The sequence below is a fragment of the Massilia sp. LjRoot122 genome, from assembly GCF_964252725.1.
Lineage (GTDB): Bacteria > Pseudomonadota > Gammaproteobacteria > Burkholderiales > Burkholderiaceae_D > Telluria.
Genome location: NZ_CAXUPB020000003.1, coordinates 48,500 through 61,795 on the forward strand (window position 1 = coordinate 48,500; position 13,296 = coordinate 61,795).

14 protein-coding genes are annotated in these 13,296 nt (G+C 56.1%); 9 read left to right on the plus strand and 5 right to left on the minus strand.

Going from position 1 to position 13,296, the window contains the following annotated elements:
- The first annotated feature begins 88 nt into the window (after nt 1-88).
- Together ACSQ25_RS24420 and ACSQ25_RS24425 are read left to right on the plus strand one after the other, a co-directional pair.
- Nucleotides 89-1,051: a DUF4238 domain-containing protein gene (locus tag ACSQ25_RS24420; protein WP_436106037.1), complete on the plus strand. Its 963-nt coding sequence runs from the start codon at nt 89-91 to the stop codon at nt 1,049-1,051.
- Nucleotides 1,052-1,060: 9 nt separating this feature from the next.
- Nucleotides 1,061-1,981: a site-specific integrase gene (locus ACSQ25_RS24425; protein ID WP_436106038.1), complete on the plus strand. Its 921-nt coding sequence runs from the start codon at nt 1,061-1,063 to the stop codon at nt 1,979-1,981.
- Between the two features lie 20 nt (nt 1,982-2,001).
- On the opposite strand, the gene ACSQ25_RS24430 is transcribed toward ACSQ25_RS24425, so the two are convergent.
- The 4 genes from ACSQ25_RS24430 to ACSQ25_RS24445 all read right to left on the minus strand — a co-directional run bounded on the left by ACSQ25_RS24430 (nt 2,002) and on the right by ACSQ25_RS24445 (nt 7,120).
- The gene (locus ACSQ25_RS24430) at nt 2,002-3,369 is read right to left on the minus strand and encodes a hypothetical protein (protein WP_436106039.1); all 1,368 of its coding nucleotides are present in this window, start codon (nt 3,367-3,369) and stop codon (nt 2,002-2,004) included.
- Between the two features lie 106 nt (nt 3,370-3,475).
- Nucleotides 3,476-4,477: an ATP-binding protein gene (locus tag ACSQ25_RS24435; RefSeq protein WP_436106040.1), complete on the minus strand. Its 1,002-nt coding sequence runs from the start codon at nt 4,475-4,477 to the stop codon at nt 3,476-3,478.
- A gap of 2 nt (nt 4,478-4,479) precedes the next feature.
- The gene (locus ACSQ25_RS24440) at nt 4,480-6,453 is read right to left on the minus strand and encodes a hypothetical protein (protein ID WP_436106041.1); all 1,974 of its coding nucleotides are present in this window, start codon (nt 6,451-6,453) and stop codon (nt 4,480-4,482) included.
- A gap of 4 nt (nt 6,454-6,457) precedes the next feature.
- The gene (locus ACSQ25_RS24445) at nt 6,458-7,120 is read right to left on the minus strand and encodes a hypothetical protein (protein WP_436106042.1); all 663 of its coding nucleotides are present in this window, start codon (nt 7,118-7,120) and stop codon (nt 6,458-6,460) included.
- A 287-nt stretch (nt 7,121-7,407) separates the two neighbouring features.
- On the opposite strand from ACSQ25_RS24445, the gene ACSQ25_RS24450 reads away from it, so the two are divergent.
- The gene (locus ACSQ25_RS24450; RefSeq protein ID WP_436108333.1) at nt 7,408-7,998 is read left to right on the plus strand and encodes a hypothetical protein; all 591 of its coding nucleotides are present in this window, start codon (nt 7,408-7,410) and stop codon (nt 7,996-7,998) included.
- A 91-nt stretch (nt 7,999-8,089) separates the two neighbouring features.
- Here ACSQ25_RS24450 and ACSQ25_RS24455 read toward each other — a convergent pair whose 3' ends face one another.
- On the minus strand, nt 8,090-8,599 hold the full coding sequence (locus ACSQ25_RS24455) for a hypothetical protein (protein ID WP_436108334.1): 510 nt from the start codon (nt 8,597-8,599) through the stop codon (nt 8,090-8,092).
- Between the two features lie 291 nt (nt 8,600-8,890).
- Here ACSQ25_RS24455 and ACSQ25_RS24460 point away from each other — a divergent pair, with 291 nt between their 5' ends.
- From ACSQ25_RS24460 to parM, 6 genes are all read left to right on the plus strand, one after another.
- Nucleotides 8,891-9,451, plus strand: coding sequence for a hypothetical protein (locus tag ACSQ25_RS24460; RefSeq protein ID WP_436108335.1), 561 nt, complete (start codon nt 8,891-8,893; stop codon nt 9,449-9,451).
- Nucleotides 9,452-9,576: 125 nt separating this feature from the next.
- Complete coding sequence (locus ACSQ25_RS24465; RefSeq protein ID WP_436108336.1) at nt 9,577-9,936, plus strand: hypothetical protein; 360 nt, start codon at nt 9,577-9,579, stop codon at nt 9,934-9,936.
- Between the two features lie 12 nt (nt 9,937-9,948).
- Complete coding sequence (locus ACSQ25_RS24470) at nt 9,949-10,323, plus strand: hypothetical protein (protein ID WP_436108337.1); 375 nt, start codon at nt 9,949-9,951, stop codon at nt 10,321-10,323.
- 143 nt (nt 10,324-10,466) lie between these two features.
- Nucleotides 10,467-10,766, plus strand: a complete 300-nt coding sequence (locus ACSQ25_RS24475) for a hypothetical protein (protein WP_436108338.1) — start codon at nt 10,467-10,469, stop codon at nt 10,764-10,766.
- Between the two features lie 324 nt (nt 10,767-11,090).
- The gene (locus ACSQ25_RS24480) at nt 11,091-11,726 is read left to right on the plus strand and encodes a hypothetical protein (protein WP_436108339.1); all 636 of its coding nucleotides are present in this window, start codon (nt 11,091-11,093) and stop codon (nt 11,724-11,726) included.
- Nucleotides 11,727-12,109: 383 nt separating this feature from the next.
- On the plus strand, nt 12,110-13,249 hold the full coding sequence (parM, locus tag ACSQ25_RS24485; RefSeq protein ID WP_436108340.1) for a plasmid segregation protein ParM domain-containing protein: 1,140 nt from the start codon (nt 12,110-12,112) through the stop codon (nt 13,247-13,249).
- Nucleotides 13,250-13,296 lie beyond the last annotated feature (47 nt).

Here is a 13,296-nt window from a genome sequence, read left to right on the forward strand (position 1 = left end):
TCAAGAATTATCCCGCGTGACGAGTGCTGACGCGCTAAAATGTGCTGTCACCATTACACCAGCCCTCTGCGAGCACCTTGGATATACCATGACTGCTAACATCTCGCGAAATCACCACTGGGTCCCGCAATGCTACTTGAAGGGATTTACGAAAGGCCGTAGCAAGAAGTCGACGCTGCACGTCACCGATTTCGAGACCGGACGTCAATTTCCGACGGTCCCCCGCAATGTGGCTGCAGGCCGTGACTTCAACCGCGTTGACATTGACGGCATCCCGCCCGACTACGTTGAGTCAGGAATTGCCGTGTTCGAAGGCAAGCTCGACAAGGCGCTTGAGCGTATTTGCCGCGAACGGGAGATCAAGGATCCGGAGGACCGGAACTTGGTACTGAACCTGATTGCACTGCTCGCCGTTCGCAATCCTGGTATGCGCGAGAACGTTCGGCGCAGCCTCGAGCAAGTCATGAAGCGGGTAATGGACTTGACACTTGCAACAAAAGAGCGATACGAATCGAGTTTTGCGCAGGCTGCGCGTGTCGGCGCCTTGCAATCCGAGGACATCCTGCCGTATGAGCGGATGCGGGACTTCGTCGACAGAGACGAGTACGCAATCTCCGTGTCAACCACCCACCATGTTGGCCAGGAGTTGAAGCTTGTCGATTCGGTGCTGCCGCTGCTTGGGCAACGGCGGTGGCTTCTTGCTCGCGCTCTGCCTGGCACTGGTGGATTCATCACCTCGGATCATCCAGTTATTCTGCAGTGGGCGGATCGCCCGATGACCGATGGCCTAGGAGGGCCTGGCTTTGCACTTCGTGGGACCGAAGTTCTGTTCACCATTTCCCACGATCTGGCAATGATTGGAACATTCGAGGGTCCGGACGAAGTTGTCGATGCCGACGAGGCACAGGTAGCCTTGATGAACGGCGTCATTCTGGGCCACTGGCAGCGGCAGATCTACGCTCGCGACGACCGATTCCGCTATCGGATGCGAGATGGCGAGATCCGTCGTGGTGCGGACGTGCTTCGACATCTGGGTACGTGGCAACGCTAGGAGCACCTCATGAACACCATCGACACTTACCTCAACGCCGCATCGCGGGAAAACACTCATCGAAGTTATCGCTCAGCGGTTGAGCACTTTGAAGTGCAATGGGGAGGTCTTCTGCCTGCAAGCGGAGATACGATAGCGCGATATCTCGCAGAACATGCGAGCGCGCTGTCTATAAGTACCCTGAACCAGCGTTTGGCTGCCTTAGCTTCATGGCATCTTGAACATGGCTTCGCAGACCCGACCAAGGCCCCAATCGTACGCAAAGTGCTCAAGGGTATTCGATCGTTGCACCCTTCTCAGCAAAAGCAAGCCAAGCCGGTTCAGCTTGAGGAAGTGAACCAGATCGTGGCCTGGCTCGACCAAATGATCGCACTGGCGACTGAGCATGGTCGCCGCTCCGATGCGCTGCGTCATACCCGCGACCGCGCACTCCTGTTATTAGGATTTTGGCGCGGATTCCGTGGCGACGAACTTACCCGTCTTCGAGTCGAGCATACGAAGGCAGTCCCCGGGAAGGGAATTAGCTGCTTCTTGCCCATCTCTAAAGGCGATAGAGATGCTCAAGGATTGACATTCAAGACGCCTGCATTGCAAAAACTTTGCCCGGTCGACGCCTACACAGCCTGGACTGCGCTTTCAGGCATTACGGAAGGGCCAGTGTTTCGGGGCATCGATCGCTGGGGCAATATTAGCTGCGAAGGACTGCACATCAATAGTCTGGTTCCCTTGCTTCGATCATTGTTCCTCGCTGCGGGTATCGCATCCGCCGATGAGTACAGTGGGCATTCTTTACGCCGTGGGTTCGCTTCCTGGGCGACATCGAACGGTTGGGACCTGAAAACTCTGATGGAATATGTCGGGTGGCGTGACGTCCAGTCTGCAATCCGATACCTCGAAGCGGGAGAGCACTTCGGCGATCTGCGGAGATGAACTACGATCAGCCCAGATTTCTACACCCACAATTGATGCAACGTCGTCACGGCGTCCGGGCTCGTCTCCAGATAGATTTCGAACAAGGACTTCTCTGTTGGCCTCAACGTATTCAGCCACTCCCAGGTCCGCAAGACGCACTGCTGCTCGCTTGAAAGCAGTGTCCATGGCACTTTGCACGGACGGCCCGCACGCGAGACCAGAGCTGCAGGATCAGGATAGAGACAATGTAGTGTTCGGAGCGGGGAATCAAAAGGACGGGACTCATCCCGAGCAAACACGACCTGAGGTGTCGATACCGTATCTTGCAAGGAGACTTTCAAGCCTCCCCTGCCCAGGCGATCGACTATTGCTGCCCAAAGCCCAAAGAACTGCATGTATGTGAAGCTGAGGCGGGTTGGGTCATCTGACGGGTTATGAGTCCATGGTTCCGAAAGCCTTAGCTCGTAGTTGCTCTTCCTGGGAATACTCAGTCCCTTCATGATCATTAGACTTTCTGTCGACATCCGCCAGACCACGTAAGCCAAGCAAGTCGCGCAGACTCCGCTTCCCGTTAGAGACAATCGATCGTCTTGATCCAATTTCGAAAGTTTGGACAGGCATCTCCGGTGACGCCGCACAAAATTTCGGAAGATGTGGCGTCGCATGGCGCGGTAACACCTGCCGGTGTCGTCGCGAACCGTCGTGCGATCCTCTGAAAGATCGGGCGCTCTTCCCGCATCGGTCACCCGGACGTACCTGCATGCGATTGACGGTGTCCCCTCGAGTATCCACGATTCATATTGCAGAGGTGCCTGCTCCTTGGCAAAGCCAGCTTGCCACGCCACCTCCAACTTACTTTGCTCGGTCGGTTCGATAGTGCTGATAAGATCATGCAGTAGAACGTCAGCGGCCGGAACTTTTCCCTGCACCGCACGCCACCACTCGAGGTACTCGACGATATAGCCAATGATGCGATGCCGGTCGTCACGTTTCATGGGTGAAATCGACAGCAGCTTGTCTAGCGACATCTGGTCTAGGTCACTTCTCAACACTTCATTGAACTGAGCTGGCTTTCCCAGCGTGTTTGGACGAGTGATATCGGAATTGTGCCAGGGGCAGCGTCTTAACCAACCCAGGTCGGAGAACAGGCAGTGGAACTGGTGCGAATGCCAGCAGTAACCGCAGAATCTCGAAGAGCTCCTTTCGCCGCCTATCACCTTGATGCCGAGCTGGTCCCAAAACCCGTTTTTAAGGTCCCTCGCCGGCACTTCAAGCAACTCACTGAAGCGGGTGAAGTCGATCCAGCTGCTGTCGGCGCAGTTCCGTATGCGCGACTTTGTTCTTGGCATCTTCGGGCGCGAAATCAGATCGCCAAGCTCAAGCTCGTTCAAGTTATTAAGAATCATGACCTTTCGAAACAACGACCAACCAGATTCAAAGGGGAAGTGCAACGCCGGATCCCAAGTTAGCCTTAACGCATTAGCACGCGTGCGCATAAGTCGCTCCGGTGCTTCAGTTCAGTACGTCGCTAAAGGAACGCAGCTTCGATGCTGATACGGCGGCATCAATGTCGTCGCCATCGATGCGGAAGCCGGTGTGATCCTGCCGCCTAAGTGAAAGCAATAGATCTTCAATTGTCAGACAGATGTGTTCCATCGGAACGCCTTGATCGGCAATACTGCCAGCTGCGCGGTGCAGCACGTCCCACAGAGCAGTGCGGTATGTCTCGAGACGAAATCCGGCGCGAAAAGCTACCGGGAAAAAGAACTGCGTGTAAGTGATCCCTGATCCTTCCGGATATTCCGATGCCATATCGTAACACCGTAGGAGAGCACCGAAATCGCCCTCGCTGCAGCACCCGTCGAACTGCAGCGTATCGCTCAAGAATCGCCCAATAATCTGCCTAGCGTTATTTGCCAGCAGGCTGGTTCGCCGATGCAAAATTTCCGGCTGCGCAAAGGATATCGCCGTCATCTTCAGGTTCTGAAGTTCCAGCTGGTTATGAAAGCACACCAGCTGCTGGAGGTCGGCGTCGTTCAACAGCTGCATCTCGTCAATCAGTAAGACATACTGTTTCGCCCCGATGCGCCCAGCCTTCACACGAATATCGGCCACTGCATTTCCGAATAATAGGTTCGGATCGGGCCGTTTCGAAAGGACGTGCGACTCAGCCTCCAATATGAGCCGCAGCATGTGCGAAGTCGTTGGGCGCCCACTCGGGCGTGTACTGAGCAAAGTTACATAAATGTTGGGGAACTCTGCTCGCAGCAAGTCCCGAATAGCGAGCGCGCAGCGCGTCTTTCCCATGCGTGGCGACGAATAAAACACTGTCCCGGTCCGGCGGGCCCAGACCAGTTCGCGAACAAGCGCATAAGTCCGCTGCATCATTGGTGTAGGCAGCGTATAGTCCCCTCCCCTGATCGGATGGCTGGGCAGCAGACGCTCCCGCATGTCGGCATCAAACGTGGACGTGCTGGCCCGCTTAACGTCAGGCTGGTTTTCGTGGCTCGGCATGACTACCTCCGATTCTTGACCTTGGAGAAGAAATCGAATGTCGGCTCATCCAGCAGGCGCCCGCGGGTCTCGTCGCGGACACGACGGGAGCTGCCGGGAGCGACAGGTGCCGGCGAAGGAGCCCGTATGACGCTTGCATCCAAGCCTGCGTCTTTACTAATCCGGACAAGCTCGGTTGCCTGTTTCGGCTTTGGGCCTTGAGTCGCGCGACCGCCTTTTTTGCTGGCCAAGTGACGCATGTACACCTGCAGGGGATCGTCGAACGTGGTGATGGTGATCAGCCTCTTCGTTATGAGACTGTTGATTGCCTTTCGAGTACGTCTGCTGTGCTTGGTCACTCCCCACTTCCCGTGGGCCTTCAACACGCCCAACTCGCCGCCATTGGGCAGGTAAGCTTTGACCTGCCGCATATCATCCTCGTCCACGTCCAACAGTAATCGCGCTCCGATCAGGTGGCCGGAGCTGGCCAGGACCTCGTTGGTGTAATGCACGCGGTCGACCTGGATATAGGGACGCCTGCCCGTGCTGCGATCGCCTCGAACAACTGCTGATTCGTATTGGCCGAATCCCGCTTCCGCCGCCATGCCAGCAGGGCGTCGGCGAGACTCGTAACGTTCCGGACGCTCAAGAAAGTAGCTGATTACCTGTAGTGGAGTCAGGTTCGATATCCCTTCTGAAGGGGTGACATTATGCTGCGCGAACGTAACGTCCAGAAGTTGCTCCACTTCTGCCGCTCTGATGTGAAGGTCTACTGCTTTACGCTCCGCCTCGTCTGCACGACCGCTGCGTGGATGCGAACCGGTCGTCGATGGAAGTCGCTTGAACAAGGTCCTGCCAATCTGGTTGAATGTTCTCTCGACATTTGGCCTGCGCTCGAAATGCGCGACCGGCCCCCAGTTGATAGCGAAGCCTAGTGCCGCACGGGCTCGGGCGTGGACGGTCGACGCCAAATGCGCCAGCGCACCATCGAACATTGTCGCGTTCCATAGTGCCTCGTGCGCGCCAGCGATCACCCCGTTCGGCAGACCGCCGCCTTCCGGATAGGCTAATCCTGGAATGCTCAGTTCCATAGGCTTCCAGGCCCCGCATGCTGCATTCCGAATAACTTTGAGGATGTCGTCCGCACTGATTTCAGGCCGGTAAACAACTGTGTACGCCAACACAGCACTGCTGAAGCGATCAACCACTGCAATCAGGTTCAGCCGGTCCAGCCTTAAATCAGTTTCAAGTCCATCCGGCGTTTGGAACGCGACCGTAACATGCGCTTCAATTTTGTATGTATCGATCTCAACTGCATCGTATGGTTCGTCAAAGCTGAGCAGTGGCGCAACACCGCGCCCTACATTAACGTGCGCCCGGGCCGCGCTGTCGCCGCGTGTCGCTGCACTTCGCGCAAAATGCTGATTCAGGACTTCCCCCATATATGCCTGGATGGAGCGGAGCCCCCTGTACTGCGTGGTGAATGGCCACTCGCTGGACGTCACCCCTTTCTCTGTCAGGCAGCGAATAAAGATTCTGTGCAGATCGCATGGCCTAAGCTTGAACTCTGGAACGGCAAGATGCTTCGCTTCATTCTTGATGTACAGAACCAGCTGCTCTTCGATATCTGGAAATCGCCGAAGCACCATGCCGAGTGCGCCGGCCATCCCAGATGGAACTCCCGGCGGATTATGCGGCAGTTTGCTGACCCTGCAATAGTCCTTGGCGCGAGCAAACGGAATGCACGCACGGAAGCCTTGAATACGCCCGTCAGGCGCGATCTCAAGACAGCGTCTCGCCAGCCTGGGTAGCCAGGTTTGATGGATGCCGGTTCGAGCTTCGATTTCGGCAACGGGAACCCATGCGAAGTACAGGCGCATTGCCTCTGCCTGCGCTCGAAAATGTTCTCGTTGTTTGTCTTCAAACTCAACGTCGAGCACCGTCGGCCACAAGGCAATCGGCACAGCGTCCTTGATAACTGACTCTCGTGTGCCCATGTCGCTACTGCGCCCGCGCGACTCGGTTTGCCCAGCGACTCGCCCCGCACAATCCATGTGACGACAGGTCAAGGTCGACCCGACCGTGAATTGCCGCTCTCACAACGGCGCCGAATACAGTAGCGCGATCATGCCCGGCCAAGTCATCAATCAGGTCGTCGAGCGATCCTGAGTGCCTGCGTGTGAGTGCCAAAGCCAGATGGTTCATGACGGCAGCGACGTTCATGTACCGGAGCATGCCTGCGTAGTTGACTGCCTTTAGCCAGTGAACTGCAAGGCGCGAACGTGCGCGCAGTTCGTCGAGGCAAATCATCCGTACCGTTGCGGGCCCGGAATCCGTCTGGACTGTCGCAAGCTCACGTGCGGCTGCGGCGACGATGTGCACCTCTAGTTGCTGCTTTGAACGATCGACCACCATTGCGCACTCGGGAGCAACTTCAAGCACAGTGCTCAAATCTCTAGAAATGGGGTAAAACCCGACGACCGAAGGATCGCTTTCGAGGAACGCGAGCCAGTGGACAAAACTACGGTCGGAATGAAAAATGAGATCTTCGTTCTGCTTGACACTGTAGCCAAGCCAAAGATTGCTGTTTTGGCGACCGCGCCCGCGATAGGCGTCAAGCACGCGCGCCCGCTGCGCCGATCGTGGAGTCTTTGCTGTGGCCATCGCCCCCTCCGGGTGGTCTGAGATGACACTGATCTGAACAAATTAGTACATGCGTCAGCGAAGTGCTAGTTTTACTTCCCAAAAAAGGAAGCAAAACTCTCAGACCGAGACTTTTGAGGGAGCTGTGCTGCTATGAGGGACGACGGTGGCGATCTTACAAAATCACTTCCGAGAGCTATTTTGTTTCACCGAATGCTTAACACATATATGTGTTAAGCATTGCAGCCGATGGGGTAGAATTTGCCCTGGCATGCGCACAAGAATCCGCGAAGGAGGACGATCGAATCATGGGCACCGTAACCCTACAGTCGCATCTGGAAACAGACCTGCGAACAGCTTATGAGCGTCTTACCTCGGATTTTGTGCGTATCGGGCGCACCCCCGATGGTGCCCCATGCCTGCCGCAGGATGACGAGCTGGTGCAAAAACTGGTCCAAAGGGCTGCTGCGAGGTGTGGCGCAAGCGTCGGTGCGGCCGTAAAGCGAGAGAAACGAGCCTGGCTCCTTACCGCTCTGGTTGATGCACGCAATGCCGGGCTTGATGTGACACCCACAGTCGCCAAAGGCACAGCTCAGCGTGTTCTCGGGCGTCGTCTCGATGAAAGGTTCGTAGCCAAGCTGTTTGCTACACCAGGGCGTACTGCAGCAACGAAGACCAGTGTGCAGGCAGCCGACCTCGCGCTGATCGAGCAAAGACTACAGCAGGAACTTGTGCCGCTTCTCGCCCGGGTCGACGCCGCAAAGGGAGCAGCGCATGGTCGATGGTACGCATCAAGCGAGCGACTTCAAGTTTTAGCCGATTGGCGTGAGCAACGAATTGGAGTCTCACTCCAAGAATACCGTTTCGAGAGAGTAGGTTCAGAGACGCGGCCATGCTAAGCCGATGCAGAAAACATGCGGTCGTTAGATGACACCACGGAACAAATGTTGTCAACTCGACATTACATTTTCTAATGTCGAGTTCAAGAGTTCACATCGGGTGGGTAACGAGGGTTCGCCCAAGCTTCTCTTTTGCAATCTGATTCTGGGCGGTGTTCGCTTCCAGGTCATCGATAAACCATACGAGCGCAGACGCAAACGCCCGTCCCAAGTTTTCGATTGAGACAATGGCAATGTCGGTCGGCATCGTTGCGATGATTTCGACATTATTCGTATAGAAGAGTTTCCTCGCCCTGCCCTTACGGAAATCCCGCGACTCAGGCGCACCTGTGTGGAGTAAGCCGCATCGCGCCCCCCAGAGATCAGCAGCGGTGACGTTGGGGAGCAGCTGGCCATTCCGCGACAGCATGTAATCCTCCACCCACCGCTGAAAATCAAGGCCGCTGGACTCCTCCTCCGGTACCGACAACCAAGCCATTGTGTCGATTCCCGCGTACAGCACCAATAGAGTTTGCTCGATGTGATCATGCTGACGCAGGCATGCAATCGCATCCGCGCAGCGGACGCCATAAGCCATGACTGGATGAATCTTCGCTTCCATACCGAATTCCCACGTTTTGACCAGTCAGCATTATGCGGCAGGCGGCCGCAAGCCAGGTCGTTCCTACGAGGATTCTTGCCTGTCAGACTAATTTGATGCGATACTTCCGTGTCGCTACGCGGCATCGCTTTTCTCAAAACTTCTAGTCCAACGCTCACGCGCAACGCCCTGCTCCGGCGGCCTGGCGCATGCCGCGGCCCGCAATATAGCGCCTCGTTTTAGCCTTCGCTCTAACGAGTCTCCGCCTGACTCCCAGCTTTTATTTTGTCGGTCATTCGACAGGGAGCACACATGTACCTAAACATTCAAGCAGCGGTGCAGGAGCCCGAACAGGCCTGCCTCTCAACTGCATCATCTCCGCAGCAACCTTCATCAAGCCCTGCCCTTCCTCTCGCCGAGAGGCGCAAGCTCAACTACGCCCGCACTTTTCCCTTCCCAGATGAAGTCCGTGTGGCTGGCTTCCTGCTTGCGGCCGACGTAGGTCCGATGAGCTACGGCCTGCTCTACGGCCGTAACCTGGGCAATGAGCGGTCCTTCGTCCAGTTCGACGCCATCGGTATCGACCACTGCGCTGGTTACGACATCGTGCGTACTTCGGCTGGAGTCGCCTATGTGATTGCTGGCTATGCGTCACATGCGCTCGAGCGCGGCATGTCGCACTTGAAAGAGCACATTGCCGTGAATGCAGATTGGTACGCAGCTCGCGCGTTAACGCTCGCGTCGCCTTGGCTTCACTCGCAAGCAATGATCGAGCACTTGGCAGCGAGCTGGCGGCAACGGCTGTCGCCGTTGAAAGCAGAAAGCAGGGTCGCGGCGCTGTTGCAGGCGCTTGAGTTCCTGCAGTCGAAATAAGTAACTTGGGCGCCGGCTAATCCCGGTCGGCGCTCCCCTCCCCTCCGGTTCACCGATTCGCAGAGTTCGGCGAGCCCATGCGCTAATTCCTTTATCACGCCGGCATTCGGCACTAAGGAGAAACCATGAATCAATCGATGTCGGACTTCTTCGACACCAACAAACCTTCCCTGAGCGACGCAATGCTACTGCGCAGCCTGGGTCTGCCAGCCTGGACAGCTAAGCTCGGGGAGGAAATCTGTATCGGGGCAGTACATCCGTTTGCTGAACACGAGCTGGCCGACCGCCGCACGATCATATCCATCTACGTGCAGGCGATGCCCGCGCAGACCTATCGCTTCGAGATCCTGCGTCGTTCCGAGAACTTCGATGGTATGGAAAAGCTGACCCTGACTACTGGCTCTGGCAGCCTCGGCGAGTTCTGGAAGACCGCTCTGGCGCTTGCCTCCAACATGCTCAATGTCTCGGCTGTGACGCCGGCGTAATGGAGCAGGTACATGGACAAAGCGATGCATAACGAGACCGGGAGCCCCCTCCCCTTCACCCTGGTCGATACCGGGCCCGGCACGGCTGCATGGCGTGCGGTCGAACCTGACGCCCCTGGGCTATTTGCGCTTATATCGAACGGAGAAGGAACGGCGCCACCCGTTGCGCCTGAAACCGACGATATCACCATCGCGATCTTCGACGACAGCGTAGAGGAAACGCTGGGTTCTGTCGTCATCGATGGGCGGGCGGGCCTCAACATCTGGTACCTGAAGAATGTCGGCTACGTGCCCGACAAAGAACCAGGTGGCGAACTCGTTCCGATCATGGAGCTGCTCAACAACGTCGCTGGGCATCTGCTGCTCCGCTACTACGAAGGCGAGTAAGCCTCCCCAAAAGCGAACCGCTAGAAGTCACGCAAGTGGCTTTTGGCGGTTATTTCCCGGTCCCCGGCTTACGACACCTGGTGTCGCAAGCCATCTTGGCTAACTCCTTTTATGGCGCCGGCTTCCGGCATTAAGGAGCGTATATGCAATTCCAACAAGCAGCAGTCCAGCAACAATCCCGCATCCCGCACTCCCCTACCCTTCTCGACTTCGCAAGTAGTTTTGCCGAGTACACCAGCCGCGCCGCGGCGGTGTACAGCGATGAGGTCCCTCTTCTGGCGGCCAGGCTGAGCGCGATGCGCGACGCGGATAAGCATGGTCTCCCGATGACGGTGTACCGAAACGCAGATACCTATGGTTGGGCATACACAAATCCCTTTGCGCGCGTTCTGCGCAATGCGGAGGTCTTCGTCACTATCCTCCCTTCGCGGTTTTTCATCTGACCTTAGAGGTGTCACATCGGAAGTTCTCGAAGAGCTGGGAACTCTGATTCGTTTTCGGACGTACCTTCACGGAACCGCACTCCGCGGTTGAACCTGCAACGCCCCGCTCGACTCAGAACTTTTTGCATCAAAAAAGCAAGTAATCGTGTGTCGGGCACCGTTTGCAGCGTTAGGGTGCGCTCCGATGCTATACCGTAATGAAGTGTTCCCAAACCCAAGAACGTTGGGCGCACTCCTTCAACGCCAGACGTTCGATGCGGACGTCAACTCGATGAAAAAATTTTGCGGAAAAAATAAATCCGGTTTCTTAACTAGGTTGAAGCCGTGAGCTTCGTAACCACCATCAACCACTTGAAAGGGCTAACAATGCCAAACAATACCTCCGGACGCACCGGACAACGCAACATCAAGGCGACACGCGCTGGACTCATACGGGAGCTGGGCTTCTGGCCGGGACTCGTTTGCGGGGCACTAGGCTTTTCTGTCCTGGAAGGCCCAAATCAGTATCTGATTTTGGCCGCGTTTCTGCTTTCGGTCGCCATCATCATCACGACTCATGGCAAGCAAAGACTGGCCGCGTGCTGGGTCATGGTGATATTCATGTTGGTCAACGCATGGCAGATACATTACGAACCCGAGGTTCTGGCCAGTGACCCGAGATTCTGGATTGCGAACAGGGTTCTGTACGCTGTGGGCCTCGCCTTCTATTTACAACCCATCCTCGGTCGCCTTTTCGATAGCGAAAAAGGTCGAACAGTCGCAATCGTAATCGGCTCACTTCTTATTTTTGCTGGCTTCTTTCTGTATGTGGAGAGCCGGTCTAATGTGACATTGCCAGGTGCTTGGTACACGCCCGAAATGTTGTATGACGACGTCTGTATAGGTATAGCCTCCGGCTTGCTATTCGGAGCGTTGTCGGGAAGCGGAAGAACGAATAAGGCTGGCACGAGGCAGTCATGATGTGGTAACTGCAGGCAAGGTTTGATAGCAGACTGCCTGTTCAGGTCCCGCACCTAAAAAACTTACTTTGTAGCCGGCTGCTGATGCAGCCGGTTTTTTTTTTGCTTGTCTAACGCCTAGACGATCCAGGCAATATACAGAAGTGAACCGGCGTCACAGTGCGACCGTCATCGCGCGACCGCAGCCCCGTTAGTCCCAAATTGACCCAAATCCACCTTAACCGCGTGTAACTTGTCCTGCGGATCGCCCTTTTTTGTCCCAATATGGGACATATAGACCTTTTCAGGGCTTCGATTGTCGAGTAAAGTAGTGTGGCCAGCAGATTGCGCTAGGCCTACTGCAGCCGCCCTGTGCTGTGTGGGAACTTTTACGAAGGGATCGATATGGGTAAGAACGTTCAAGACGAAACTCTACGAGTGGTTGGGACTGATGATGGTCACGACACCATTAAATCGTGCATGGGGTGGGATGCTGCGGCCGGAAAATGGCTGTACGGTTACCACAAATCCCGTGCAGTTCAGGGCCTGGAGCAGGTTATGGCCGTTAGCCGTAACGGCAGCGCCGGCGGCGCATATGCGACTCAGGATCAACGATTCACCATTGCCGACGGACAGAGCCTCCTGCGTTCACTCGACACGCGAATGGACAACTATGCACTTTCCCCGCTCAACCGTACGTTGGTGAATCATGCCTTGGCGGACTGCGGCCTGGCTGATACTCCGCTGTACCTCGTGACAGGTTTACCTGTCGACCAGTACTACCGCAACGGCGCTCCCGATGCCGAGATGATCGATGCGAAGATCGCTAACTTAGCCACGCCCGTCCAGCGTATCGGCGCCGGCCCAGGACTTGCAGCGATCGTTAAGCAGGGGGTTATCAGCGAGGCCATCGCGGCGTTCTATGACGCGCTCATTCAACACGACGGTAAGTTCGACGAGCAGATCGAGAAGCTAATTTCCCGTCGACCGGTTGGTGTAGTTGATCTCGGCGGTAAGACTACCGATATCGTCGTCATCGCTGAGAATGTGCGCTCGGTGTACAGCGATCGAAGCGGTACTGTTAATGTCGGCGTCTTGCAGCTGCTCGACAAAGTAGCTGAACGGATCAAAGCCGAGTTCCAGCTGAATGCGAACCCTCCACTCCCGTATATCGAGGAGGCATGCCGCACCAAGAAGTTCGAGCTGTTTGGCGAAGAAAAGGACGTCGGCGCGATTGTCGAGGCCGCGGCCCGCGAGTACCTGGCACAGGTGCAGAACTTCATAGTTTCCAAACTCGGCGATGGCTCCGACCTTGGTGCGGTGTTATTTGTCGGCGGCGGTACGGCTCTTATTCTGTCGATACTGGGCTCCGATGCGTTCGCGAGCCTCTATAAAGGTCGACGCCTTATTGCGCCCGAACCAGAGTACGCCAACGCGAGAGGAATGTGGAAGTATGGTACCTTTGTCGTTTCCCTTGAAGAGCGTGCTGTCCTGGCGACTGGCCAGCCCAAAGCAAGTCGGACCACGGTAGCACTGGCATCGTAAGAAAGGTCAGCAATGGCGAAGGACACGCGATCATCGTCGAAACAAGA